The 25,628-nt window shown below is 29.8% G+C and carries 24 protein-coding genes; 9 read left to right on the forward strand and 15 right to left on the reverse strand.

Annotated features, from left to right (window positions below; translation table 11 throughout):
• Positions 1 to 176: 176 nt before the first annotated feature.
• From EYW44_RS12530 to EYW44_RS12590, 13 genes are all read right to left on the reverse strand, one after another.
• Positions 177 to 3,068, reverse strand: coding sequence for a glycosyl hydrolase (locus EYW44_RS12530; protein WP_165872219.1), 2,892 nt, complete (start codon positions 3,066 to 3,068; stop codon positions 177 to 179).
• A 287-nt stretch (positions 3,069 to 3,355) separates the two neighbouring features.
• On the reverse strand, positions 3,356 to 7,009 hold the full coding sequence (locus EYW44_RS12535; protein WP_132724010.1) for an AAA family ATPase: 3,654 nt from the start codon (positions 7,007 to 7,009) through the stop codon (positions 3,356 to 3,358).
• A 12-nt stretch (positions 7,010 to 7,021) separates the two neighbouring features.
• Positions 7,022 to 8,224 carry an exonuclease SbcCD subunit D C-terminal domain-containing protein gene (locus tag EYW44_RS12540; RefSeq protein WP_132724011.1) on the reverse strand — a complete coding sequence of 401 codons (1,203 nt, stop codon included), beginning with the start codon at positions 8,222 to 8,224 and terminating at the stop codon, positions 7,022 to 7,024.
• A gap of 42 nt (positions 8,225 to 8,266) precedes the next feature.
• Positions 8,267 to 9,415: a pantetheine-phosphate adenylyltransferase gene (coaD, locus tag EYW44_RS12545; protein WP_132724012.1), complete on the reverse strand. Its 1,149-nt coding sequence runs from the start codon at positions 9,413 to 9,415 to the stop codon at positions 8,267 to 8,269.
• Between the two features lie 354 nt (positions 9,416 to 9,769).
• Complete coding sequence (gene argH, locus EYW44_RS12550; protein ID WP_132724013.1) at positions 9,770 to 11,041, reverse strand: argininosuccinate lyase; 1,272 nt, start codon at positions 11,039 to 11,041, stop codon at positions 9,770 to 9,772.
• A 102-nt stretch (positions 11,042 to 11,143) separates the two neighbouring features.
• Positions 11,144 to 12,235 carry a M20 family metallo-hydrolase gene (locus EYW44_RS12555; RefSeq protein WP_373681065.1) on the reverse strand — a complete coding sequence of 364 codons (1,092 nt, stop codon included), beginning with the start codon at positions 12,233 to 12,235 and terminating at the stop codon, positions 11,144 to 11,146.
• Positions 12,214 to 12,990 carry an acetylglutamate kinase gene (argB, locus tag EYW44_RS12560; protein WP_132724014.1) on the reverse strand — a complete coding sequence of 259 codons (777 nt, stop codon included), beginning with the start codon at positions 12,988 to 12,990 and terminating at the stop codon, positions 12,214 to 12,216. The genes EYW44_RS12555 and argB overlap by 22 nt, the downstream gene beginning before the upstream one ends.
• Before the next feature lie 80 nt (positions 12,991 to 13,070).
• Positions 13,071 to 14,012 (reverse strand): acetylornithine carbamoyltransferase, encoded by a 942-nt coding sequence (locus EYW44_RS12565; RefSeq protein ID WP_132724015.1) that lies wholly within the window; start codon positions 14,010 to 14,012, stop codon positions 13,071 to 13,073.
• A gap of 14 nt (positions 14,013 to 14,026) precedes the next feature.
• Positions 14,027 to 15,181, reverse strand: a complete 1,155-nt coding sequence (locus EYW44_RS12570) for an aspartate aminotransferase family protein (RefSeq protein ID WP_132724016.1) — start codon at positions 15,179 to 15,181, stop codon at positions 14,027 to 14,029.
• Entirely contained in the window at positions 15,178 to 15,978 is an 801-nt protein-coding gene (gene proC, locus EYW44_RS12575) for a pyrroline-5-carboxylate reductase (RefSeq protein WP_132724017.1), read from the reverse strand. The genes EYW44_RS12570 and proC overlap by 4 nt, the downstream gene beginning before the upstream one ends.
• Positions 15,979 to 15,989: 11 nt before the next feature.
• Complete coding sequence (gene argC, locus EYW44_RS12580) at positions 15,990 to 16,967, reverse strand: N-acetyl-gamma-glutamyl-phosphate reductase (RefSeq protein WP_132724018.1); 978 nt, start codon at positions 16,965 to 16,967, stop codon at positions 15,990 to 15,992.
• Complete coding sequence (gene argG / locus EYW44_RS12585; RefSeq protein ID WP_132724019.1) at positions 16,960 to 18,147, reverse strand: argininosuccinate synthase; 1,188 nt, start codon at positions 18,145 to 18,147, stop codon at positions 16,960 to 16,962. The genes argC and argG overlap by 8 nt, the downstream gene beginning before the upstream one ends.
• Entirely contained in the window at positions 18,144 to 18,764 is a 621-nt protein-coding gene (locus EYW44_RS12590) for a GNAT family N-acetyltransferase (RefSeq protein WP_132724020.1), read from the reverse strand. Before EYW44_RS12590 ends, argG begins: the two co-directional genes overlap by 4 nt.
• Before the next feature lie 593 nt (positions 18,765 to 19,357).
• Between EYW44_RS12590 and EYW44_RS12595 the strand changes: the two genes are divergently transcribed.
• From EYW44_RS12595 to EYW44_RS12635, 9 genes are all read left to right on the forward strand, one after another.
• On the forward strand, positions 19,358 to 19,765 hold the full coding sequence (locus tag EYW44_RS12595; protein ID WP_132724021.1) for a DUF2141 domain-containing protein: 408 nt from the start codon (positions 19,358 to 19,360) through the stop codon (positions 19,763 to 19,765).
• 60 nt (positions 19,766 to 19,825) lie between these two features.
• Positions 19,826 to 21,184 carry a 2TM domain-containing protein gene (locus EYW44_RS12600; protein ID WP_132724022.1) on the forward strand — a complete coding sequence of 453 codons (1,359 nt, stop codon included), beginning with the start codon at positions 19,826 to 19,828 and terminating at the stop codon, positions 21,182 to 21,184.
• A 5-nt stretch (positions 21,185 to 21,189) separates the two neighbouring features.
• Positions 21,190 to 21,489: a 2TM domain-containing protein gene (locus tag EYW44_RS12605; protein WP_132724023.1), complete on the forward strand. Its 300-nt coding sequence runs from the start codon at positions 21,190 to 21,192 to the stop codon at positions 21,487 to 21,489.
• Complete coding sequence (locus EYW44_RS12610; RefSeq protein ID WP_132724024.1) at positions 21,479 to 21,772, forward strand: 2TM domain-containing protein; 294 nt, start codon at positions 21,479 to 21,481, stop codon at positions 21,770 to 21,772. The genes EYW44_RS12605 and EYW44_RS12610 overlap by 11 nt, the downstream gene beginning before the upstream one ends.
• Positions 21,762 to 22,106, forward strand: a complete 345-nt coding sequence (locus tag EYW44_RS12615; RefSeq protein WP_132724025.1) for a 2TM domain-containing protein — start codon at positions 21,762 to 21,764, stop codon at positions 22,104 to 22,106. The genes EYW44_RS12610 and EYW44_RS12615 overlap by 11 nt, the downstream gene beginning before the upstream one ends.
• 4 nt (positions 22,107 to 22,110) lie before the next feature.
• A complete protein-coding gene (locus tag EYW44_RS12620; RefSeq protein WP_132724026.1) occupies positions 22,111 to 22,455 on the forward strand; it encodes a 2TM domain-containing protein in 345 nt (114 codons plus the stop codon).
• A gap of 55 nt (positions 22,456 to 22,510) precedes the next feature.
• Positions 22,511 to 22,864, forward strand: coding sequence for a 2TM domain-containing protein (locus EYW44_RS12625; RefSeq protein WP_132724027.1), 354 nt, complete (start codon positions 22,511 to 22,513; stop codon positions 22,862 to 22,864).
• A 7-nt stretch (positions 22,865 to 22,871) separates the two neighbouring features.
• Positions 22,872 to 23,627: a LytR/AlgR family response regulator transcription factor gene (locus tag EYW44_RS12630; protein ID WP_132724028.1), complete on the forward strand. Its 756-nt coding sequence runs from the start codon at positions 22,872 to 22,874 to the stop codon at positions 23,625 to 23,627.
• A gap of 61 nt (positions 23,628 to 23,688) precedes the next feature.
• Entirely contained in the window at positions 23,689 to 24,363 is a 675-nt protein-coding gene (locus EYW44_RS12635) for a M24 family metallopeptidase (RefSeq protein ID WP_132724029.1), read from the forward strand.
• A 12-nt stretch (positions 24,364 to 24,375) separates the two neighbouring features.
• On the opposite strand, the gene EYW44_RS12640 is transcribed toward EYW44_RS12635, so the two are convergent.
• Together EYW44_RS12640 and EYW44_RS12645 are read right to left on the reverse strand one after the other, a co-directional pair.
• A complete protein-coding gene (locus EYW44_RS12640) occupies positions 24,376 to 25,032 on the reverse strand; it encodes a class I SAM-dependent methyltransferase (protein WP_132724030.1) in 657 nt (218 codons plus the stop codon).
• A gap of 24 nt (positions 25,033 to 25,056) precedes the next feature.
• The gene (locus EYW44_RS12645; protein ID WP_132724031.1) at positions 25,057 to 25,557 is read right to left on the reverse strand and encodes a DUF481 domain-containing protein; all 501 of its coding nucleotides are present in this window, start codon (positions 25,555 to 25,557) and stop codon (positions 25,057 to 25,059) included.
• Positions 25,558 to 25,628 lie beyond the last annotated feature (71 nt).

The raw sequence follows: 25,628 nt of genomic DNA on the forward strand, positions 1-25,628 counted from the left end.
ACTATTTCTAATTCTATCATATCTTTGCTTAGTACTTGGTACATAGGGTTGTGTTTTTATGTTTCGCAACACAAATATCTACAACCCTTAATTTTTTCTCAAAAAAAGTCAAGATGACTTCAATGAAAAAGCCTCTGAAGAAAACTCCAGAGGCGTTAATTTTAAATATTAAAAAATTAATTTTTCTTGATGAATGTTTTGACTCCCTTTTTAGTTTTTATAAAATAAACACCAGTTTCAAAACCATCTACTTTAATAGAACTCTTTTTAGTACTCATCATTTCTCTACCATTTACATCATAAATTTTGATTGGTGAATTTTCAGACAATCCCTTTATATTGATAATATTTTTAGCAGGGTTTGGATAAAGAATAAAATCATTATTAAAGTTAACCGTTTTTGTACTTAATCTAGCAGAAACTTTACCTAATAGCATTGCATTTAAGTTAGCACTTCCGTGTAACCAAACAGATTTATTAATTTCTGTATTCCATCTAGAAGAAATTCCTGTATTTGATTGCACTCTTGCATCTCCCCAGTAACCTTCAGCATATCCACTTCCAGGTCCGAATTTAGAAGTATCTTCATCCCAATTAACATTAATATAGTCTACAGCTCTAATAACATCTTTGTTAGCATATACGTAATCAAACATTGGCGCATACCACTCATTCCAAATTTGATTAGAAGATTTGTTTTGGCATCCTGAATTAGCAGTCCCATCTATAAATCCGATGTTACATTTACTACCAGCACTTAAATCATAACCTTGAGGAGAAGTTTCAGAAAGTTTAACAGGTTTGTTTTTTAATCTAGCTAAATTGATAACTTCATCAGCTAATTGTCTTTGGGTTGCAGCTTGATATCCATTTCTTTGATATACTCTATCTGGAGTTAAAAACCAAGAATACCCAAGCCAATCAACATAATTATCACCAGGCCAAAAATCTTCAATATTTTCTCTTCTTTGATCAATTAAATCATCAACAGGAGATGCACTTGCTTGCCATACATAAGCAACATTGGTAACACCTTCAGCTCTCATAACATCAACAAAACGTCTCCAAGCTCTTTTAAACTGACCACTATTATATCTGTTCCAAGCTCCATCAAATTCGAATCCTAATCTTAAATATATAGCAATGTCACTATGATCTTTTGCAAATTTTGCAAATCGTTTAATATTATCATCCCAAACACCATTTCCCATTTGATTTAGACAGCCAGCACACCATGTTTCAGATTCATTACCTTCTGCAATACTCATTCCTATTGATAAACTAGAGTTAGGGAAACCAACAGCACCACTATGACTATTTAAAGGACCTGCTCCCCAATTAATATCAATACCCGTTGGTGTTCCGCTTGGATTTTCACCTAAAGCACCGTATTGTGGATTAGAAGGACTTAACAAACTATAGAAAGCAACATATTGAGTTACACCTCCCATAGTTGGATATAAATTAGAGCTTTGATACTCAGCAACAGTTTTTAAATCTTGACCAACAGTTAATAAGATTTGATCGTTTGGAGGCAATAATTTAGCGTTTAAACCAGAAGTTGGTTCGCAAGTATTTGCGCATGAACCACCACAATCAATTCCAGTTTCATCTCCGTTTTGTTCTCCATCATTACATGTTGGAAGTTCAGAAGTGTCACAAGTATAAGGACATGATCCACCACAGTCTATGCCGGTTTCATCTCCGTTTTGAATTCCATCGTTACAAGTTGGAGTAGAGGTATCACTACAAGTTTCAGTACAACCTGCAGATTGAGCTTGCTGTTCGTTCACCCAACATTGTCCACAGGCAAATAATTCGTATCCATCAGGACAATCACCAGAACAGTCTGAATCAGGTGGGGTTGTAGTGTCACAAGGATCACAGTTACCGCCGCAATCTACACCAGTTTCATTTCCATTTTGAATTCCATCAGTACAAGTCGGTGAAGGAGGTGGCGTAGTGCTTCCCGATGCATGAATATACCTTGAACTATTTCTGAATTTATTTAACCAATTAGTTCTAACGCTATTGTTAATTTCAACTCTAGAGTCTCCCCATTCAGGTCCCCAACCATGAATTGGCCATTTAGAATTAATATAGGCTAATACTCTTACATCATTATCTTTTACAACTTTATCTAACAGATTTAAATAATTATTAAATTCAGAAGGTGTAGCTGTAGCTGGTGCTTGGGCAGCAGCCTCAGCAATCATAATTGGATGTCCTTTTTCTTTAGCAAAATCAATACTAGATTGTAAGCTAGGATCAATAGTTGAACCTTCACAATTTTTAGTTCCGTTTACCTCAATACAAACGTCGTTATTAAAAACAGAAAAGGCTACCCAATCTACAAACTCACTACCAGGATATAACCATTTTGTATCATTTAAACCTCTAACAGGATGGTATACAAAATCAACATTAGTAACACCGTTTACATTACGAATTCTATTAGCCACATAATTATAAGCGTTTATATATTGTTGTCTGTCTAGTTCACTAATAGTATCAGGATTGTCAAATACATTAACACCGTTTTCAGCTTGTTCAGTTAACCAGTCTACTACATATTGTTGATTGTTATTATAAGCAAATAAAAGTAAGCTAACTTCATAACCAATTCGGATATAGAATTTTGTGTCTGGTCTGTTTTTCATAAGGTCAGAAAAGTTGTCAATTTCCTTGTTCCATTTACCAGAATTAACATCAGATAGAGCATCCCAAACAGCATTGGTGTTTAAAGGTTTGCTATCATCTATCATTTGTCCATAGCCACCTGCATCAGTATTATCTTTAAAACTTAAAGCAACTAAAGCATATGGATCTTCTTGTGTATTTCTTACATGATCTAAAAATACAGCATTTGGGTCATCGTCACCTTGTTCAATTTGTCCTAAGAAAAAGGTTGCATAATGAGAGGATCCGGCAGGAGTTAAACCTGTACCAGATTTATAACCTTCATATTCATTTTGAAAGGTTTGACCAATCAGCATTAAAGTTTTACCAGAGCCTGGATCAAACTTTTGAGAAAAAATAGGGGTGATTATTACTAATGAAAGGATCATAGTAAATAATAATCGGGAGAATTTAAACATAATTAAAAAAATAATAGGTTAATAATTGTTACGAAATTAACAACGTGAAATGTTTTAATTTTCATTTTTAATAAAATTAATCTGTTATTTTGATAAAAATGTATTTCTTTAAGATGTCAGTTTTGCTTATTTTATCTGTCTTCTAACTCAATTAAAAAACTTACTTAAACCTTTAAGTAAGTTTTCTTTCAGTCTTTCCTAAAAATTAAAATTTCTTTACATCTATTGCTATCTTAACAGACTCACAAAAAATCTATTTAAACAATATGTACGGCACTCACACCATTACTTTTTTTAGTAATTTTAATTTGAGTTGAAATACGTTCCTTTAAGTTTTCTACATGAGATATGATTCCTATCATTTTACCCTGCGATTGCAGTGTTTCTAAAGTAGCTATCACTACTTCTAAAGAGTTTTTATCGAGTGTTCCAAAGCCTTCATCAATAAAAAGAGAATCAATTCTAACATTTTTACTAGCTAAATCTGATAAGCCTAAGGCTAAAGCTAAACTAATAATAAACTTTTCGCCCCCGCTTGACGTATCTACTAATCTTACTTGATCTGTTTGATAATGATCAATTAAACTAAAATTAAGCTCTTCTTTTGGTTTGTAATTGTCTTCCATTTTTAAAGAATATCGCTTATTTAATTTATATAAATGAACATTGGCCAGATCTAGTAAATGTTTTAAAGTTAATCGCTGTACATATACATTAAAAGAATCTTTAGAGTTTCCTATTACTCTGAATAAATCTCTCCATACGGTACAGATACTTTCTTGTGCATCTATTTTTTTATAAATATTCTTGTTTCGATCTCTAATTTCTTTATCTTTTCTAAAAGCTTCTTGTATTTTACCTTTTTCTGTTAGATTGTTTTTCTTTTCGGTATTTAAATTTTCTAAAGTAGAGGTACTTTCTGTTTGAGTGAGTTCAAATTTTTTAGTCTCGTTTAATTTCTTTATTTCTTTTACATTTTCCTCTTTTAAAGCTTTTATTTTAAGCTGATTTCTTTTAATACTTTCCTTTGTATCATTATATTTCAGAACTGTTTCCTTATCTAATAATGCTTTTTCAATTGTTTCTTTGTTTTCAAAATCACTATTTAGTATTAACGCATTAAGTGATGTTTTTAAAGTATTTAATTCTTTGGTTAACTTTTTTTGATCCTCTAAGTTTTGTGTTTTTAAAGTGTCTTTTTCTGTTTTAATTTTCAGTTGTTTTTGCAATTCTTTTTGTATACCATCAAGCTGTTCGGTTAATTTATTTTTATTGGTATTTAAAGTCGCTCTTTTATTTTCTACACTTGTGTTTAATGGTAAAATAGTGCTACGTTTAGTTTGTAAGTCAGCAAATGTTTTATCACTATTTTTAATACTTAGTAGATATTCTTTTTCAGAGGTGTAGTATGTTTCTAATTGCTTATCTGTATTTTCTAGTTTACTGTTAAATAACTTATCATTAGCTTTTAACTGATCCGATACTTTTTGGTTTTGATTAAATTGTAAAATAGCTGCTTCTATTTCTTTAATGAAAGAATCTACATTTGAAATAGCTGGTAGTTCGTATTTAAATTTAGCTAATTTGGTAGTTAAATCTTTTTCTAATTCACTACATGATTTGGTTAAAGAGTCAATTGTTTTTTGAATAGCAACAATATCTTTTTCTATATTCTTAATCTTTTCTTTGTAAGTTGCAAGAGAGGTGTTTAACGTATTTATAGTTGTTTTTTGAGTTTTTATAGTTTCTGATAATTCATTTTTTGTTTTTTGCAAATTTTGAGTAACTTTCAAAGAATCATCTATCCTAGAAATTTGTTTACTTATCTGTGTTAATTCAGATGTTATTTTAGAACTATCTGTTAATTCACAGTCTATTGAAAGGGGAGTAGCACTTGTTTTAAAAGAAATCAATTCATTTTCAATAGTTTTAAGTTGTGTATTAAACCCTTTAATAGCGGTATTTAATGCAACTTCATTTTTATCTAAATCACTTTTTTGATTTGTAATTTCTTTCAACCTTTTTTGTCGATTTAGTAATTCTTCCTCTGCCTTGGAAATATTTATCACTTTCAAGTTATCAGCATACGGGTGTTCTGTAGCACCACATAATCCACAAGGTTCTCCTTTTACTAAATGTTGTCGGTCTGTTTCATATTTCGCAATACTTTTTTCTAAATCTAAAATTTTAGTGGCATCAGATACCGCTTTTTCTTGATTAGTAAGATCTTTTTGAACAATTTGTAATTGATTAATAATACCTTTTAAATTATTTTCTTTCGTTTTCTTTTTTTCTAATATATCTGAATACTCTTTTTGAGCATTTATAGTTTGAATGGAAAGATTTTTAAACTGTGTCCAGTTAGCTTCTTTTTTTGTGAATGTCTTTTTTTGATTTAAAAGATCAGTGATATTATTTTTTTGAAGTTTTTCTGAAACATCATCATATTCTTTTTCTATTTTTTTTAGAGCAGTTGTTTTTTGATTTAAAAGCGACGTTTCATCTTTTAAAAGTGCATTAGTTTTTTCAATCTCTTTCTTTTTTGATGAAATAGTATTTTCATCTTCTTTTAGAGACTTTGTATCAACTTTTAAGGTAGTTAAATCTTTGGTCCATGATGAAATTTCTAAAGTAACTTCTTTTAAGAAGGCATTTTCTTTTAAAAACAATTCTGATTTTTTAATTGCTTCTTTGTTTTCTTTGATCTTTTCAATGAAATCTTTTTGTTCTACTTTACAGTTTTTAATTTTAGTAGTTACTTCTTTAAGTTGTAAGCTCGTTTTTTGTTTGTTTTCAAGCTCTATTTTCAGAGAGTTATCTAACTTGGTAATGATATCAAATTTTGGTAACCAGTCATTAAACTCTTTATTTGCTAATTCTAATTCTTTAGTACTTACTATTACTTGTTTTTCTAAAGATTCAATCTTTGGTTTTAGAGTAATTAAACTAGCATCAATTAATTTTAATTGATTTATTTGATCATTTTTACTTTTTTCTGCCCTATTAAAGTTGTCAATGGTTTCTTTAAAAGGCATCGCTTTTTCATGTAATGCTAAGGCATCTAATTCAGTTTTACGTTTTTTAATGAAAGCCTCTATTTTTTCAGATTTTTCATCTAACTCTTTAGCTTCTTCATTTAATTTATTTTGTTTGATATACCAATCAACGATTAATTGAGTTGCCTTTATTTTTTTCTCTATCTCTGTAAGATGGGTATCTAGTGATTTGTCTTTAGCAATTAATTCGTTTTTAGCTTCATCATTTAAAACATCTGCTGAATTAATGGTAGATTGAAGCTCTTTTAATATGTTTTCTTCTTTAGATTTTCGTTCTAAAATACTTTGTCCAATTTTTTTATAAATCTGTTCACCTGTGATTTGTTCTAACAGTTTTCCTTTTTCCGGACCTTTAGCTGTTAGAAAAGAAGCAAAGTCTCCCTGTGCCAACATAACAGAACGTAAAAACTGTGTATAATCTAACTGTGTTACCTTCTCGACAACCTCAAGATATTTTCGTTTTTGATCTGCTAAGGTTTTTTGTGTCGATAGGTTTTTTAAACTTACTTTTTCAATAGGATTTTTTAGAAGTACTCCTGATTTATTGGCAAGTCTAATTCCCCAATAACCTTCATAAATCGTATTGTTATTTTCAAAAGTAACTGCGCTAAATGCTTCTTTTGCTCCATGGCTTACTACATCAGTTAAGGTTGCTTTTGTACCATTAAATCTAGGTACATTATGATAAAGAGCAATGGTAATAGCATCTAAAATCGTTGTTTTTCCAGCTCCTGTAGAACCAGTTATGGCATATAAACCAACATCTTTAAATTGGTCATTTTCAAAATCAATAACAATAGGTACGTTCGATTTTAATGAATTTATATTTTGGAGCGTTATTTTTAAAATTTTCATATAAAGTATACCTTATTGATTTTTAACAGTGTGTAAAATTTCATTAAAAGCATCTAAAACAGCTGGATTTTTCTCTAAATCGTAACTCATTTCTTGACACTTCATTTTAAACACTTCTTCAGGAACCAATTCTTTTATGGATTTTGTATTTTCTAACAATTCTTCAATACCTTTTGTTTGACGTCTGTTTTTTAAAGAAGTTTTTAAAATTTCAAAAGAGTAATTTTCGGCTGCTTTTTTTAAAACATCAATATTGATATTATTATCTTCTTTTAAGACAATTTCAACCCAAGGAGTTAGTTCGTATGTATTTGAAGTAATTGTAGGGAATTTTTCAATACATTCATTTATCGTACCTTTTAATTTGTAAAAAGATCTAAAACAAGGAATTGTTTCATCCGATACATTGGTTATTTTACTGTTTTCTACTGTTAGTACAAGTATTTTTTTATCGTAACCAATTTCACTAAAACTTAATACATTGGGAGACCCTGAATATCGAATTTTATCATTTCCACCAACAATTTGAGGTCTGTGTAAATGCCCCAACGCTACATAATCGAAATAATCAGGAAAATCTTCGGCACCAATATGACCTAAAGTACCTACATAGATATTCTGTTCACTATCAGAAATAGAACCTCCTGTTGCAAATAAATGTCCCATAGCAATTACTGGAGCATTGGTCGTATTTACTAATTCACATTGTTCTGAGACAGCTTTGTAATGGTTGATTAAGGCTGTTTTGTATTTATCAGTCAGTTCTTCAAATGTTTCACCTGCAACTGCGCGTCTAATATCTCCGTCACGTAAATAAGGAACAGCACCTACTATTACAGTTTCGTTATTGATATCTACTTTAAAAACTTCATCAGCTACATCATCAGTAGCTTTTCCTACAACTTTTATAGAAAGTGCATCTAGGATATGTTTCGGTGCATTTAATGTTCCTGGTGAATCATGATTACCTCCAGTAATGATAATCGATTTACAGGAAGTGGCTTTTAATTTTACCAAAAAATTATAATACATTTCTAAACTTTGATTGGAAGGCGATCCTGTATCAAAAACATCTCCTGATATCAGTAAGACATCAATTTTATGATCAATGATATAATTTTCAATCCAATGTAAAAACAAGTTTTGTTCTTCTACTTGAGATTGTTCGTGTAATCTATGTCCTAAATGCCAATCGGCGGTGTGAAGTATTTTCATTTAGTAATATGAAGCCAAAAAGTAGTACAATACTTTTTGTTTTTATAAATCTTCCGTTTTAATATTTAAAGTTTGAATAATATTTGAGAATAGCTCTTTAATTTGTTCATCATTTTCATCACTAGAATTATTTATTTTCCAGATAATTCCGTGATTATCTCTAGCTATACTATCGGAAATCATTTTTTCTTTTAACTCAAAAGTATATTGACTATTCAATCTATTTTCAATTTGTTCAGTAGTATAACCTCTGTTGTTTAATCTTTTATTTTGAGATTCTTTATCAACATCAACAAGAACAATATTATTGTTAGACAAATATCCCATTTCAGATTCCGCTATTAAGGCAGAGTCAAGTATAATCAAACCTTTTTTACCATAAATTTCTCTTCTTAATCTAAGAAGAAGTGGTTTGTATATTAATAAATTAAATTCATCCAAAAGCTGTTTATTGCTAAATAGTATTTTCCCTAGTTGTTTTCTGTCAATAAAACCATCACTTAGTAATAACTCTTTTCCAAAGGTATTAGCTATTTTATTTCGTAACTCAACATATAGAGGTTGTTCAAGACTACCTAGAATTTGGTGTCCTATTTTATCGATATCAACTACATAAGCTTCTATATTTGAATAGGAAGCAATTTCTAAGAGTTTGTTGCTAATGAAAGATTTACCACTACCGATTAAACCAGTAATACTAATTATGTATTGTTTTGAAAGTTTTTGCTCTAATTTTTGTTTTACACAAAGCGGAACATATTCGTGAATTAATCCTTGTTCTAATTGTAAAGCTTTTGAAGCACCTGAGCTAATATGAGATAACTCTTGACTTGAGGGAAAGAAAATAGTATCAATATTTAATTGTTGACTTTTCCCTATTTGATAGAGCATAACTTCGTAATTAAGATCTTCATTATTACGAATTCCTCTTATAACAGTATTAATACCGTTTTCGTAAGCATAGTCTACAAGTAGTCCTCTAAATGAAATAACTTTTATATTTTCATAACTTTTTAAAGATTCTTCTGCAAGTATTCTTCTTTCCTCTAAAGAAAGAAAATATTTTTTAGCAGGGTTCATTCCAATTCCTACAATTAATTCACCAAAAACAGCCAATGCACGTTCAATAACATCAATATGTCCTTTGGTTATAGGGTCTCCAGAAAAACCATAGATTACTTTTTTTTTCATTCACTAATCATTTTTAGACTAAAATGTAAATTTAAGTATAATTAGAAGACTATTCGTTTTTCTAGTAGTGAAACCATCCTTTCTATAAAATTTCAAATAGTTGGGATATTAATCTTAATTGTTTTATAAGTGTTTAAAATAAGTTGTTTTTAAGGTTGGTTAACAAAGATCTCGACTGCGCTCGATCTGACAAAAGCATTTATAATAATTTTTTTAGTTAGTAGTATGCAGTGATTTAGTTTACAGTATTAAAAAGGAATTTTCTCTGTCTCTTCGAGCGCAGTCGAGAAGTTGTTCAGAGTAATGTGTTGTTTTAGTTTTTGGAGGTTAATCAATGTCAGGTTATAAAGATTATTATTCGATTTTCCTCTTAATTTCCTCTAAGCTCAAATTATCAATACTTCCAATATGTGTATGTTTTTTTGAAGTGTCAGGAGAGTAGGTTTTATTTTCTACCTCATTACTAATTTTTAAATACGCTTCTCTAAAAGGCATACCTTCTGTAACCAAGCTATTAATATTGTCTACAGTAAAAAGATATTTATATTTTTCATTGTTAATATTTACATCTTTTACAATTATTTGTTGAATGCTATAATTAAAAATGTCCAGAATAGTCTTTGTATTTTCAATAGCTTTGATGGTGTTTTCTTTTAATAATTGAAAATCTCTATGATATCCACTAGGTAAATTATTGCTAATTAAAAGCATTTCGGTTTGAATGGCTTGAATTTGATTACACTTTCCTCTGATGAGTTCAAATACATCAGGATTTTTTTTGTGAGGCATAATACTACTTCCAGTCGTTAATTCATCAGGAAAAGAAATAAAACCAAAATTCTGACTCATATACAAACAAATATCCATAGAGAATTTACTTAGTGTATTGGCTAAATTCCCTAATGAACTAGCTAATATCCTTTCATTTTTTCCTCTAGCCATTTGTGCAGCGACTACATTATATTTTAGAGTAGAAAATTCAAGTTCTTTTGTTGTAAAACCTCTATCAATAGGGAAGGAGCTACCATAACCTGCTGCTGAACCTAACGGATTTTGATCTACAATTTTTAAGGTAGCCTTTAATAAATCTACATCATCAATTAAAGTTTCAGCATAGGCAGAAAACCATAATCCGAATGAAGAAGGCATTGCTACTTGTAAGTGTGTGTATCCTGGTAATAATTTTTCTTGATGTATTTCTGCTAACTGAATTAGAGTATTAAATAACGTTTTTACTTTTTTAATAATTACTTGTAATTCATTTTTATAATAGAGTTGTAAAGCCACTAAAACCTGATCGTTTCTTGATCTTGCAGTATGAATTTTCTTTCCAGTATCGCCTAGTTTTTTGGTGAGTTCATATTCTATTTTTGAATGTACATCTTCAAAATCATTTTCAATATTAAATTGATTGTTTTCTATTTGTAGAAGTAAATGATTTAATTCTTTAATTAAATTTTCAGCTTCTTCATTTGAAATAATATGTACAGAAGCTAACATTTTTGCATGTGCTTTTGAAGCAATCACGTCATATTTTGCTATGTGTATATCAATTTCTCTATCGTTACCAACAGTGAAATTTTCTATGGCTTTATCTAAATCGAATTGTTTTTTCCAGAGTTTCATGGTTTCAATTATCAGTGATCAATAAACAGTGATCATTTATCAATTATCGGTTATTAATTTTTAGGTATACTTTTAATTATTATTTATTTCATTATTTATTGATCAGTGATAATTAATAATTGCAGAAAGTATTTTAATATAAATATCAATCCCTTCTTTAATTTCATCAATGTAAATGAATTCATCAGCGGTATGAGAACGAGTACTATCTCCAGGACCTAATTTTACAGATTGACAACTTAATACCGATTGATCTGAAAGGGTAGGAGAGCCGTATGTTTGTCTACCTATAGCAATTCCAGATTGAATTAATTCATGATTTTTGTCAATAGAAGAAGAATTCAATCGTAAACTTCTAGGTGTCATTTCACATGGAGCTTCTTCATTTAAAATATCGGCAATTTCTTGATTTGTATACTTGTCATTTACACGAACATCAACTACTAAATCAACAGCAGAAGGTACCGCATTATGTTGTTTTCCAGCATTAATTTGTGTTACTGTCATTTTAACATCACCTAACACTTCTGAAGTTTTTGGAAATTGATAATTTTTAAACCATTCCAATACTTCAATTGAATTATAAATTGGATTGTCAGTATTTGGATGTGCTGCATGACTTGGTGTTCCTTTTACTTTGGCATCAAAAACAATCAACCCTTTTTCAGCAATAGCTAATTGCATTTGAGTAGGTTCACCTACTATAGCAACATCAATATTTGGTATGATAGAAAGCATACTGTTTAAACCATCAGGACCACTACTTTCCTCTTCAGCAGAACCAACAAAAACGATATTATATTTTAAGTTTTCTTGATTGTAGAAATATGAAAAAGTAGCAAGTAACGATACTAAGCATCCACCAGCATCATTACTACCCAAACCATATAACTTACCATCTTCTACAATTGCTTTAAAAGGATCTTTTGTGTATCCGTTATTTGGGTATACCGTATCATGATGAGAGTTTAGTAGAATAGTTGGTTTACTTTCATCAAAATATTTATTAGTAGCCCAAATATTATTTTTAGTTCTGTTGTACTTGATTCGATGTACATTACACCAATTTTCTAATAAATCGCCTGTTTTATCTTCTTCTGAAGAAAAAGAAGGAGTTTCTATTAGTTGTTTTAGTAAATCGATAGCACTATATGTAAGTTCTTTTTGTGTCATTATTGTTGAAACGTTGTACATTTTTCTCTTGCATTAAAAGGCATAGTAGGTGATCCTATATGAACACTTTTAACTCCTTTTTCAATAGCCGCTAAGCAATTATGAATTTTAGGAAGCATGCCTTCGTTAATAATTCCGTTATTTTTTAAATCATTAAATATTGAAGAGTTAATCCGCTCAATTACAGAGTTCTCATTGTTAATATCTTCTAAAACACCATTTTTTTCGAAACAATAGTATAGTGATACATTATACTTTTCAGATAAGGCTACAGCTAGTTCGGCAGCAATTGTATCTGCGTTGGTGTTTAGTAGTTGTCCGTGTTTGTTATGGGTGATCGCACAAAAAACTGGGGTAATGTTATTGGGTAGTAGTATTTCTAAAACATCAGTATTTACTTTTACAATATCACCAGCAAATCCGTAATCAATATCTTTCACAGGTCTTTTTACAGATACAATTGTGTTGCCATCAGCTCCTGAAAAACCAACAGAATTACAATTTTTAGCTTGTAATTTAGCTACTACATTTTTATTGATTTTCCCTCCGTATACCATAGTAATTATTTCCAGAGTATCAGCATCTGTAACTCTTCTACCATGAATCATTTTAGGTTCAATTCCCATTTTTTTAGAAAGTTCAGAAGCCGATTTTCCACCACCGTGCACTAAAATTTTAGGAGATGATAGTTGGGCAAAATCAGAAAGAAAATCATTCAGTAATTCATCATTATTAATAATGTTTCCACCAATTTTTATGATTTTTAATGTTTCCATATATTTATTTTTGGATGTGAGTGTATAGTACAAAGTTTAAGTATTATAAAACTTCGAGCTTCTAACTACAGACTTCCAGCCTAACCATTTAAATTTTCCAAAATCTTTTTTAACACTATTTGTGCCGCATACGTTCTATTATTCGCCTGATTAATTACAATAGAATTTTCAGAATCTAGAACCGCATCTTCTACCACTACATTTCTTCTAACAGGTAAACAATGCATAAATTTAGCGTTGTTTAATTTCTTTTGAGTAATCATCCAATTGTTATCTTGACTTAGAATTTTTCCGTAGTTACTATAAGAACTCCAATTCTTTACATATACAAAGTCAGCATCTTTTAAAGCTTCTTCTTGGTTATAACTAACGGTACTATTTTTAGTAATATCGGTATTCAGTTCATAACCTTCAGGATGTGTTATGGTAAGATCTACAGGTAACTCTTGCATCATAGTTACAAATGAATTTGCTACAGATTGAGGCAAAGCCTTGGGGTGTGGTGCCCATGATAATACTACTTTTGGTTTTGCTTTAGCAGAAAACTCATTAATAGTAATAGCATCTGCTAATGCTTGCAACGGATGAGCTGTTGAACTTTCTAAATTTACAACAGGAATTTTAGCATATTTAGAAAAACTTTCAATAATAATTTCTGCATTGTCTTTATCTTTATCAGAAAGTGTTGGGAAAGCTCTTACAGCAATAATATCAGCATATTGAGCAATTACTTTAGCGGCTTCTTTAATATGTTCAGAAGTATTCAGATTCATAATAGTACCATCGTCAAATTCTAAATTCCATGAATTGTTAATTTGAAGGCAAATAACATCCATTCCTAAATTTTTAGCTGCTTTTTCAGTGCTAAGTCTAGTTCTTAAACTAGCATTAAAAAATAGCATCACTAGTGTTTTGTTAGTACCTAAGTTTTTATAATTAAAAGGAGCCTTTTTTATTTCAATAGCTTCCTTTATGGTTTCATTTATATTTTTAATATCATGTATGTCTGTATATTTTTTCATGACTTTTGAGTTTTTTACTTCTCGACTGTGCTCGAAGTGACATTCTTTAATGCTTTTTTTAATGAATTAATAAACATATCTATATGTTCTTTTTTAACGGTTAATGAAGGAAGAATCCGTAGTAAATTAGGATTCTTAGCACTTCCAGTAAAAACATGATAGTTGTAAATTAAATCTTTACGTAATTCAGCAATAGGAAAATCAAACTCTAACCCAAGCATTAATCCACGACCTTTGATATTTTTTATTTCAGATATTTCAGCAATACTTTTAATAAAGTACTCTGATACTTTTGTTACATTGTCTAATAAATTGTCTTTCTCAATAGTTTCTAAAACGGCTAAAGAAGCAGTACAAGCCAAATGATTGCCACCAAAAGTAGTACCTAGCAATCCGTAAGAAGCTTTAATTTTTGGATGAATTAGAATTCCTCCAACAGGAAAACCATTTCCCATTCCTTTAGCCATTGAAATGATGTCAGGTTCTATTTCATGTTTTTGAAAAGCAAAGAAATCACCTGTTCTACCAAAACCAGATTGTACTTCATCTGCAATAAGTAAAGCACCAAACTTTTTACAAAGTGTATCTACAGATTTATAAAAATCAGTGGTAGCTTCATCGAGTCCACCAACACCTTGAATAATTTCAGTAATAATAGCACATACTTCTCCTTTAGAAAGTATTTCAGCAAGTGCATCAATATCACCATACTCAATAAATTCAACTTGTTGTTGAGCATTTACTGGAGCAACAATTTTAGGATTATCTGTTGCGGCTACAGCAGCTGAGGTTCTACCATGAAAACCGTTTTTAAAAGCAACAATTTTATGTTTTTGAGTATGAAATGAAGCTAGTTTAATAGCGTTTTCATTCGCTTCTGCTCCAGAGTTACATAAAAACAATTCATAATATTTGCATCCAGATAGTTCGCTTAATTTTTCTGCAAGTTCTTTTTGTAAAGGATTTTGAATTGAATTGCTATAAAAACCAATATTTTCTAATTGGTTTTTTAATTTATTGACATAGGTTGGGTGTGAATGTCCAATAGATATCACTGCATGACCTCCGTATAAATCTAAATACTGAGTATTATTTTCATCATACACATATACATCTTCCGCCTTTACTGGAGTAATATCAAATAACGGATATACATTAAATAAACTCATATTTGTTCTTTTTTGATGGTGTTAATTTTATTGTATGAAGCTACCATACCTTGAATTAAAGAAGAGCTTAAACCTTTGTGTTCCATTTCATTTAAACCTTCTATCGTACAACCTTTTGGAGTGGTAACTTTGTCAATTTCTTCTTCTGGGTGATTACCAGATTGAATTAATAAGTTTGCAGCACCTTCGCTGGTAAACATGGCTAATTCTTGTGCTTCTTTAGCATCAAATCCTAACTGAATTGCAGCTTGAGTTGTAGCTCTTATCAATCGCATCCAAAAAGCAATCCCGCTAGCACAAACTACGGTTGCAGATTGCATTAAGTTTTCAGAAATAACCATAGCATTGCCTAATTGATTAAAAATAGCTTTTGCTGTTTCAATTTGCTTAGTCCCTTGATTATTGGCACACAAACAAGTCATTGATTTACTCACAGCTATAGCAGTATTAGGCATAGCTCTAATAATAGATTGATCTTTACCTGTAATTGTCTCAATTTTCTCAATGGAAAAACCAGTAATTGTAGAAATTAAAACATGGTTTTTGGTAAGCAAATTTTTGTTTTCTAATAAAATAGCTTCTAAATGTTTGGGTTGCACTGCAAAAATTAGAATATCAGAATTTTTAATAGCTTCTTCGTTACTATTGGTAATGGTTACATTATTGTATGTTTCAAAATTTTGAATTTCTGAGACATTCCTTTTTGTTAAATACAATGTAGTAACTGCATTATTGGTTAGTAATCCTTTTGCTATGGAGGTTCCTAAATTTCCTGTTCCTATGATGGCTATTTTCATGGTATTGTTTTTTAGAAAAAATTAGCTTTTAATTGTAATCCTTCAGTTTCTTCAAAACCAAATTGTAGATTCATATTTTGCACTGCTTGTCCAGAGGCTCCTTTTAATAGGTTGTCTATACAACTTGTAATTAATAATTGATTACCATGTTTGTGTACATGAATCAAACATTTATTGGTGTTTACTACTTGTTTTAAATGTAACGGTTGTTCACTTACATGTGTAAAAGCAGCATCTTTATAAAAATTACTGAATAATTGCAATGCTTCTTCTTGAGTACCTTTGAATTCAGTATAAGCTGTAGCAAAAATTCCTCTAGAGAAATTACCTCTGTTTGGCATAAAGAAAACCTCATTAGAATAATCAGATTGTAATTGTTTTATTGTCTGATTAATTTCTCCTAAATGTTGATGTACAAAAGGTTTGTAATATGAAAAATTGTTATCTCTCCAAGTAAAGTGAGTCGTTTTTGATAAACTAGTACCTGCACCAGTAGCACCCGTTACTGCATTTACATGAATATTATTTTTTATTAATTTATGATGTGCTAACGGAGCAATAGCTAGTTGTATAGCGGTAGCAAAACACCCAGGGTTAGCAATATAGTTTGCCTTTTGAATATGTTCTTTATAAACTTCTGGTAAACCATATACAAATTCTTTTCCTTGAAAAACGGCATCATTTGTCAACCTAAACTCGTTACTCAGATCAATAATTTTTGTTCTATTAGAAAACTGATGTTCAGAAAGAAATTTACCCGAATTACCATGACCTAAACACAAAAACAATACATCTACATTTGAATTTACAGTATCGGTAAAATGTTGTTCAGTTGATCCAACTAAATCTTGATGTACAGCACTAATTTTATTTCCAGCATTAGAAGTACTAAATACAAAATCGATATTCACTTTTGTGTGATGTAATAAAATTCTAATTAACTCACCAGCTGTATATCCTGCACCGCCTATTATTCCTGCTTTAATCATAGCCATTTGTATTTTGAAATATTTTTGTTTGGTTTCCGTATATATTTATGAATCCTTTAGCATCTTCCGCTGTCCATGCATTATTCATTTCTCCATAGCTTCCAAATTTCGATTGTAATAAATCGTTTTTAGATTCAATTCCGTTTAAAGTAAAATGGTAAGGTTTTAATGTAACAAATACATCTCCGGTAACTTGTTTTTGACTACTGTTAAGCATTGCTTCTAAATCTCTCATCACAGGATCTAAGTACAAACCTTCATGTAAATGTGTTCCATACCAATTTGCTATATAATCCTTATGTTGCAGTTGCCATTTAGTAAGGGTGTATTTTTCTAATAAATGATGAGCTTTTATTAAAATAATAGCCGCAGCAGCTTCAAAACCAACTCTTCCTTTAATACCTAAAATAGTATCTCCCACATGAATATCTCTACCAATTGCATATTTTGAAGCAATATTATTTAATTCCTCAATAACATTTTCAGGTGTGTTTTCATTTCCGTTTAAAGCAATAGGCTCACCATTTTTAAATGAAATTTTAATAGTTGTTTCTGTTGTTTCTTCTAGCTGAGAAGGATAAGCTTCTTCTGGTAAAGCTAAATGAGAAGTAAGAGTTTCATCACCACCAACACTAGTTCCCCATAAGCCTTTATTAACAGAATATTTTGCCTTCTCCCAAGCTAAATCTACTCCATGGTTTTTTAAGTATTCAATTTCTTGTTGTCTACTTAACTTTTGATCTCTAATTGGTGTAATGATTTTAATATCTGGAGCCAGGGTGTTGAATATTAAATCGAAACGAACTTGGTCGTTACCGGCACCAGTACTTCCATGTGCAATATAATTTGCACCAATACTTTTAGCATATTCAATAATTTCTATGGCTTGAATAATTCTTTCTGCACTTACTGATAGAGGATAGGTATTGTTTTTTAATACATTTCCATAAATTAAATACTTAATTACTTTTTGATAGTAATTAGAAATAGCGTTTATATTTTGATAGGTTTTTACACCTAATTGATAAGCTTTGCTTTCTATTGATTTTATTTCTTCTGATGTAAATCCGCCTGTATTTACACTTACTGCATACACTTCAAAATTTTTGTCTTTAGATAAATGCACTGCACAATAAGATGTGTCTAATCCGCCGCTGTAGGCTAATACTAATTTGTTCATTTTTTCTCTTTTTTTAAGAATAAATGTTGTTTTATACTTTTCAACCTATTGAAAGTTTTTTCTTTAATTTTTTTCTGAGGTTGCGTTTTATTTTCAGTTACTGGATCATATAACATTCCAGTACATAAACACATTTTCTGATTTGTTCTTTGTAAAACATCATAGTTTACACAGGTTTTACAACCATTCCAAAAGGTTTGATCTGTAGTAAGTTCAGAGAAAGTAACAGGTTTGTAGCCTAAATCACTATTTAATTTCATAACGGCTAAACCAGTTGTAATACTAAATATTTTGGCTTCAGGAAATTTAGCTCTAGAATGTTCAAAAATTTTCTTTTTTATTTTTTTTGATAATCCTATTCCTCTAAAATCTGGGTGTACAATTAACCCTGAGTTAGCTACAAATTTTCCATGACTCCATGATTCGATGTAACAAAAACCAGCAAATTTGTTGCTTTCTAACGCAATAACTGCATTGCCTTGTTGCATTTTAGAAATAACATATTCAGGTTTTCTTTTTGCAATACCAGTACCTCTAACTTTAGCAGCATTTTCTATGGTAGTGCAAATCTCTTCTGCATAAATACTATGTGATATATCTGCAATAATGATTTCCATTATCTTGATCTTGATGTTTTTTATTGAATTGTTTTTTTGGTTTTGGAAAGAAGAACCGGACTCACCTAGGTTCCAAATAGATATTATAGCCCTAAGGGGCGCGGAAAGAAGCGGCGTACGCGAGTAATGCTATCATTTAAGATAGAAAAACTGTATGGTAAAAAAGAGTGATTGTTAGTTTGCATTTAAGTGATAAATAAGATAATTCAAATTCAGTTATTCTTTGTGTAAGAATGTATTAGCGTCGTCCATTGGGACGTCGTCGTACTGTAATTTGATTTGTCTTATTGTTTGTATGCATGTGGCTAAAGTATAAAAAAAAAGAAAACAAAAAACATTTTTTTGAAAAAATAACATTTAGTTCATCTTATAGGTAGTTTGTACTTAATACTATTTTATAATTGAAAGAGAAAAGAAAGAGGCGATGTTTAGTTAAAGATACTTAATAATCATATTGATAACAGGGGATTGATTATTGATCACTAAAAAACACATTTCATCATAAAAAAAATACAGTTCGGTAATTTAAAGTTTAAAAAACTCTTTTTCTGTTGCAGATTTGTAGTGTAATTAATTTTAAAATCGTTCATAATATGAAAACTATAAATACCTTTTTATTTTTTGTACTAGCCGTTTGTGGAGCTGTTCAAGCACAAAATATAACAGTAACTGTAAGTAATCCTAAAGGAAATAAAGGAACAATAAAATATGCACTTCATAATAAAACTACTTTTTTAGTGAGTAAGCCAATTCAAGCAGAAGAAAGCGGAATAAAAGATGGAAAGAGTGTAATTACTTTTAAAAATGTACCAGCGGGAGAGTATGCAATTACCTGTTTTCATGATAAAAATGAAAATGGAACCATGGATTTTGAATCGAATGGTATGCCTAAAGAACCTTATGGAGCATCAAATAATGTGATGAATTTTGGACCACCAAGGTATGAAGATGCAAAGTTTACTGTATCTGATAAAGATGTATCTTTAGAGATCAGATTATAGAATTATTTAAACAAATAGACTGAATAATCTTTACAGATAATTATAGATAAAACAATATATATGAAATCAAAAGAGATTCTTTTTTCAAGGAAATATTTTCAAAAAGAAATAACTCACACATTAAAGTTAATGGTCGGTTTTGGTTTTTTCTTTTGGTTAATAGGAGGAGAGTATACTATGAAACTTCTTTTGATTTCTCTCGGGGTTTCAGCAATGTACACGTTTGTGCTTGCTTTAATTCAAGGTATTGTTAATGATTATTTAAGTACTAAATGGGACTGGATTAAAGAAACGAATCAACGAGTTTGGGCAGGAATTATCTTTACAGTTGTATATACCATTCCAGTAATACTAGGAATCAACTATATTCTGTTTATTAAAATTCAAGGAGCTGATCCGGCTAGTTTCTTTGAAAGAAGTATGATTTGGGTACACTTATTTTGGATTCAATTTTCTTTTGGAGTATCTGCTTTTTTACATGCTCGTGATTTTATGTTCAATTGGAAAAAGGCTGCAAGTCAAGAAACGAAACAACAACAAATTGTAGCAAAAACTGAAACAGCAAAATTTGAAACTTTAAAAAGCCAAATAGATCCTCATTTTTTATTCAATAGTTTAAATGTGTTGACTTCATTAATAAGTGAAAATCCGTATCAAGCAGAACGATTTACGACTAAGTTGTCTAAAGTTTATCGATATGTATTAGAGCAAAGAAATAAAGAATTGGTTCCTATTTCTGAGGAGTTGAAGTTTGCAAAAACTTATATGGAATTGTTACAAATGCGTTTTGAAGATGCGTTAGAGTTTGAATTACCAGAAGTTATTAGTAACAAAGAAGTAAAAATAGTGCCATTGTCTTTACAATTATTGTTAGAAAATGCTGTAAAACATAATGTAGTGTCAAGTTCAAAGCCTTTGAAAATAGTAATTTATGAAGAAGAAGGTTTCTTAAAAATTAAAAATAATATCAATTATAAAGAAGCTATTGGAGGTAAAAGTACCAAAGTAGGTTTACAAAATATAGCAGATAGGTACGGATTGATATCGAATAGAGTAGTTCGTATAGAAAATAATAGTAGAACATTTACAGTGAGTTTACCACTGTTACAAAGTATAGAAAACATCATGAAAGCATCGTCAGATAATTTTGAAAATAATAGTTATATAAAAGCCGTAGAAAAGGTTGAAAAAATGAAAGAGTTTTATCAGAACTTAATTACATATATCATTTTTGTACCTGTATTTATATTTATCAATTTACGTTTTTCACCTCAGTTTCATTGGTTTTATTTTCCTGTTTTAGGATGGGGAATAGGAGTGTTGTTTCACGGATTAGAAGTATACAATTACAGTGTGTTTTTAGGTAAAGATTGGGAAGAGCGTAAGATTAAAGAGTTAATGGATAAGGATAAATTTTAGAAAAGATGAATGTGAATAGTGTACATGAAGCTCGTTATTTTAGAGCTGTTAAAAAAGTAAAAGCAATAAAATCAGTTTACGCACACATTGTAGTTTATTTACTAGTTGTTTCTATGCTGATTTATGTCAATCTAAAGTTTACTCCTCATTTTCATTGGTTTTGGTTTTCAGCATTAGGCTGGGGAATGGGATTGTTATCACACATTTTTCAAGTGTTTGAATGGTATAAAATCTTTCTGGGAAAAGATTGGGAAGAGAGAAAAGTAAAAGAATTAATGAATAAAAATTACAATGATGGAAAATAAATATATAGTAGAGCAACGTTATTTAAAAGCTAAAAAACGAGTAAAAGAAATAAAAGGATTCTACGTTCATTTGGCAGTTTTTCTTTTAAATACACCACTTATTATTACTGTAAATTTATTGGTATCTCCATACTTTCACTGGTTTTGGTTTTCAGTTTTAGGTTGGGGAGTAGCTATAGGAATTCACGCATTTGTAACTTTTAACGGAGCTTTGTTTGGTAAGGATTGGGAAGAACGAAAAATAAAAGAGTTAATGGATAAAAATTACAATGATGGAAAATAAATTTACAGAAGAACAGCGTTACTTAAAGGCAAAAAAAAGAGTGAAAGAAATAAAAGGGTTTTATGCTCATTTTATCGTGTACATACTTGTGAATATTTTTTTAAGTAGCATTATCATATTCGGGAAAATGCACGATGGTACCGAGTCTTTTTTTGAGGTAATTAACGATTTTGGAGTATATTCTACATGGATTTTTTGGGGAATAGGAGTGTTTTTTCATTGGTTAGGAGTTTTTGGTGTGGGCAATGTAGTTTCTAAAAGTTGGGAAGAACGAAAGATTAAAGAGATAATGCAGCAGGAAGAAGAGAAAAACAAAAGATTATTTAATAAGTAAAACAATGAATTATATACAAGATACATACGAAGAAAGTCAATATGTTAGAGCTACAAGAAGAGTAGAAGAGCTTAAAAAGTTTTACAAACATTTGGCTGTTTATTTGGTGATAAACATTTTTATTTCAACAAATAAAATTATTAGGAATTTAGGAAATGGAGAATCTTTTGAAGAAGCTTTTTTCGATTTTAATACTTTTGCTGTATGGTTTTTTTGGGGGATTGCAATTGTTTTGCAAGCATTTAAATTATTTGGATTTAATTTTTTTCTAGGTAAGAATTGGGAGGAAAGGAAAATTCAAGAAATGATGCAAAAGAACAAGCAACAGCGTAATAATGTTAAATTTTAAAAATTGAAAAATTGACAGCAATTTTTCATACAGTTTCATCAAAAAAATAATTATTATGACCCCAAGCATAGAAGAATTTAAATTAGAAAGAATTAAAAGTAAAGTAGAGGAGTTAAAGAAGTTTTACAAACACCTAATAGTATATGTAATAATAAATACTTTGTTTGCTTTATCTTCTAACTTTACAGAAATAAACTTTCATATTTTTAGTGGTTATAAGATTACTAATTTATGGACTGGTTTTGATAGTTTTAAAATATACCCATTGTGGTTTGTGTGGGGTATTTTTCTGGTGTTAAATGCAATTAATGTATTTGCAATTCCAATGCTTTTAGGAGATCAATGGGAAACTCGTAAAGTAAAAGAGTTCATGAAAAAAGAGAAAACCAAAAATTTAAATAACATTTAAAAAAATAATGAAAGTACTAATTATAGAGGATGAAAAACCAGCAGCTAGAAGGTTACAGAGAATGTTAAATGCGTTGAATATTGAAGTGCATACCATGTTACATTCTGTAGAAGAGTCTTTAAATTGGTTTCAAAATAATGAACATCCCGATTTAATTTTTTTAGATATTCAGCTTTCTGATGGCTTATCTTTTGAAATTTTTGAAGAAATTCCTGTAAAATCTGCTATTATATTTACTACTGCTTATGACGAATATGCTTTAAAAGCGTTTAAGTTGAACTCTATAGATTATTTACTAAAACCGATTGATGAAGATGAATTGGAAATTGCTGTTGAGAAATATAAAGATCAACAACCTGAAAAAACAGATATTCAGGTAAATATTGATGAAATTAGAAAACTGCTAATAAATCCATTAGATAGAAAATATAAAAAGCGTTTTTCTATTAAAATTGGTCAGCATATTAAAATTATTCATACAGATAATATTGAATGTTTGTACTCTGAAAATAAGGCAACTTATATTCATACCAATGAAAATAGAAACTATTTAATAGATCATTCTTTAGAACATTGGTTCGAACAACTAGACCCTGAGTCGTTCTTTAGAGTAAATAGAACTTACATTGTACACATAAATGCTATTAAAGATATTATTTCATATACAAATTCACGCTTAAAATTGGTGTTACATTCTTATTCAGATAATGAAATTATTGTGAGTAGAGAACGGGTAAAAGATTTTAAAAATTGGATTGAGTAATTTTTTAGTGTTCATTATTTATGGGTTAAATTTGAAAAGAAAATCAAACTAAACCTTATTTATGGATACAGTTACTTCTAACCTAATAAAAGCAGAGCAAGTTGCTTTAGAATTATTCAATGAAGTTGAAAAAAGAAATTTAATTGTTGCAGGTAAAGATGAAAAAACGCTGAATACAGAAATTTTTAATGTAGCAAAAGAACTATTTGGTATAGAAAAACACTGGCACAAGAGAATTGTTAGGAGTGGAGAGAATACTTTACATCCGTACAAAGAAAATCCACCTAATAAAGTTATTCAAGAAGACGATATTTTGTTTTTCGATTTTGGACCAATTATAGATAAATGGGAGGCAGATTTAGGAAGAACTTATGTAATTGGAAATAATCTATTAAAATTAAAACTAAAGAACGATATTGAAAAAGCTTGGCAAGAAACGAAGACTTGGTTTGATACTAAAACAACTTTAAAAGCTTCTGAGTTATTTGCTTTTGTTGTGGAAAAAACAGCCGAGTATGGTTGGGAATTTGGAGGTGAAATAGCAGGTCATTTAGTAGGAGAGTTTCCTCATGAAAAGTTAGAAGCAGGTAGTGTTCAGTTATATATTCATCCTGATAATCATAACAACATGTTTGATTTAGATGCCAATGGAGAAAAAAGACATTGGATTTTGGAAATGCATTTTGTTGATAGGGTCAATAAAATAGGTGGTTTTTACGAGCAATTGCTAACTTAAAATTAAAGCAAATTACAATGTGTACAAGGTAGTTGTAATAACACCTTTATGCTCTTTTGCTGTAATGGATAATAATTCTTTTTGATTGGTGATTTTTAAATTGAATGGAGAAGCTAATAAATTTACTCCTGATTTTTTTTTCAATCGAATACCTAAGCTTGTAACAATATCTTTATTTGGAATAAAATCAGTTTCGGGTAAGTGTTCAGTAATGATTAAATACTTGTATTGAGTTAGTTTTTTAGTAACATTCAAAATTTCTTCATTTGATAAATGTTGTAACACTTGTCTTATTAATGCGCAATCTCCTTTAGGAAGTTCGTCGTTTGCAATGTTTAAACAATGAAACTCTAGATTTTCAGCCGTAAATTTTTGCTGATTGTATTTTATCAGGTTAGGAACGATATCTACAGCAATGTATTTTTCTGAATGTTTAACTAATTGTTTGCCAATGTTAAAATCACCACAACCTAAATCGCAAACGGTTAAAGGTGTTTTAAATGAGTTTAAAAATGAAGTGACAAATTTTATGTATGGTTGAACAATATATTCATTGTGCGAACCAGAACCAGAATAGAATTCATCACCATTATTTCCCCAAAGATGCTTTTCATAGATTTGCTCCATAACATCTTTCGTGGCCCATGGTTTCTTCTTTTCTTTATTCATTTAAGCAAAAACGTGTTTTATGATTTAAAAGAAAACTCTTACAATAGGAGAGATGGCAGATGCATAAATACTTCCACTAGAATTGTAAAGTACATCATAACGAACTCCTAAAGAAACATTATCACTTACTCTGTAAGCTCCTCCTAAATATAAAGCAGGATAACTTGTTTGGCTTTCAACACCTTCAAAACTCTGATTTAAAAAAAGTTGTTCAAATTCTACTGATAACTGAATATTATTGATAGGATTGAAAAGAGATAATAAACTTACACTAAATACATTTGATTTTACATTATCTCTTTTAGAGTATTGATATCCAACTCCTGCACCCAAAGAAAACTTTTCGTTAAAATCGTAAACAGCTGTAGGAGAGATAGCAAAAGTAGTGGTGTTGTTTCCAAAACCAAGACCTAAACCACCACCAAAACGAACGTTTTTCCAAAATGTATTGGTGTCATCATTTTCATTTTGAGAAAAAGTTAAAAGAGATAGAAAAAGAGTAATTATTAGTAATAATTTTCTCATAATAAAGAAGTTAAAGTTACTTATAAATATAACAAATATTCATCAGTTCGCGAGCTATAGTATAAAAACAA

This window comes from Tenacibaculum sp. M341, from assembly GCF_004337695.1.
GTDB lineage: Bacteria > Bacteroidota > Bacteroidia > Flavobacteriales > Flavobacteriaceae > Polaribacter.

What these genes read in the sequence shown, in the direction of transcription:
- coaD (WP_132724012.1), bottom strand. Translation starts at nt 9,415, where the DNA reads ATGAAAAAAAAAGTAATCTATGGTTTTTCTGGAGACCCTATAACCAAA.
- proC (WP_132724017.1), bottom strand. Translation starts at nt 15,978, where the DNA reads ATGAAAATAGCCATCATAGGAACAGGAAATTTAGGAACCTCCATAGCA.
- EYW44_RS12595 (WP_132724021.1), top strand. Translation starts at nt 19,358, where the DNA reads ATGAAAACTATAAATACCTTTTTATTTTTTGTACTAGCCGTTTGTGGA.
- EYW44_RS12630 (WP_132724028.1), top strand. Translation starts at nt 22,872, where the DNA reads ATGAAAGTACTAATTATAGAGGATGAAAAACCAGCAGCTAGAAGGTTA.
- EYW44_RS12640 (WP_132724030.1), bottom strand. Translation starts at nt 25,032, where the DNA reads ATGAATAAAGAAAAGAAGAAACCATGGGCCACGAAAGATGTTATGGAG.
- EYW44_RS12615 (WP_132724025.1), top strand. Translation starts at nt 21,762, where the DNA reads ATGGAAAATAAATTTACAGAAGAACAGCGTTACTTAAAGGCAAAAAAA.
- argB (WP_132724014.1), bottom strand. Translation starts at nt 12,990, where the DNA reads ATGGAAACATTAAAAATCATAAAAATTGGTGGAAACATTATTAATAAT.
- EYW44_RS12610 (WP_132724024.1), top strand. Translation starts at nt 21,479, where the DNA reads ATGGAAAATAAATATATAGTAGAGCAACGTTATTTAAAAGCTAAAAAA.
- EYW44_RS12605 (WP_132724023.1), top strand. Translation starts at nt 21,190, where the DNA reads ATGAATGTGAATAGTGTACATGAAGCTCGTTATTTTAGAGCTGTTAAA.
- EYW44_RS12645 (WP_132724031.1), bottom strand. Translation starts at nt 25,557, where the DNA reads ATGAGAAAATTATTACTAATAATTACTCTTTTTCTATCTCTTTTAACT.
- EYW44_RS12620 (WP_132724026.1), top strand. Translation starts at nt 22,111, where the DNA reads ATGAATTATATACAAGATACATACGAAGAAAGTCAATATGTTAGAGCT.
- EYW44_RS12540 (WP_132724011.1), bottom strand. Translation starts at nt 8,224, where the DNA reads ATGAAAATACTTCACACCGCCGATTGGCATTTAGGACATAGATTACAC.
- EYW44_RS12565 (WP_132724015.1), bottom strand. Translation starts at nt 14,012, where the DNA reads ATGAAAAAATATACAGACATACATGATATTAAAAATATAAATGAAACC.
- EYW44_RS12590 (WP_132724020.1), bottom strand. Translation starts at nt 18,764, where the DNA reads ATGGAAATCATTATTGCAGATATATCACATAGTATTTATGCAGAAGAG.
- EYW44_RS12530 (WP_165872219.1), bottom strand. Translation starts at nt 3,068, where the DNA reads ATGATCCTTTCATTAGTAATAATCACCCCTATTTTTTCTCAAAAGTTT.
- argG (WP_132724019.1), bottom strand. Translation starts at nt 18,147, where the DNA reads ATGAACAAATTAGTATTAGCCTACAGCGGCGGATTAGACACATCTTAT.
- argH (WP_132724013.1), bottom strand. Translation starts at nt 11,041, where the DNA reads ATGAAACTCTGGAAAAAACAATTCGATTTAGATAAAGCCATAGAAAAT.
- EYW44_RS12600 (WP_132724022.1), top strand. Translation starts at nt 19,826, where the DNA reads ATGAAATCAAAAGAGATTCTTTTTTCAAGGAAATATTTTCAAAAAGAA.
- EYW44_RS12625 (WP_132724027.1), top strand. Translation starts at nt 22,511, where the DNA reads ATGACCCCAAGCATAGAAGAATTTAAATTAGAAAGAATTAAAAGTAAA.
- argC (WP_132724018.1), bottom strand. Translation starts at nt 16,967, where the DNA reads ATGATTAAAGCAGGAATAATAGGCGGTGCAGGATATACAGCTGGTGAG.
- EYW44_RS12535 (WP_132724010.1), bottom strand. Translation starts at nt 7,009, where the DNA reads ATGAAAATTTTAAAAATAACGCTCCAAAATATAAATTCATTAAAATCG.
- EYW44_RS12635 (WP_132724029.1), top strand. Translation starts at nt 23,689, where the DNA reads ATGGATACAGTTACTTCTAACCTAATAAAAGCAGAGCAAGTTGCTTTA.
- EYW44_RS12570 (WP_132724016.1), bottom strand. Translation starts at nt 15,181, where the DNA reads ATGAGTTTATTTAATGTATATCCGTTATTTGATATTACTCCAGTAAAG.
- EYW44_RS12555 (WP_373681065.1), bottom strand. Translation starts at nt 12,235, where the DNA reads ATGTACAACGTTTCAACAATAATGACACAAAAAGAACTTACATATAGT.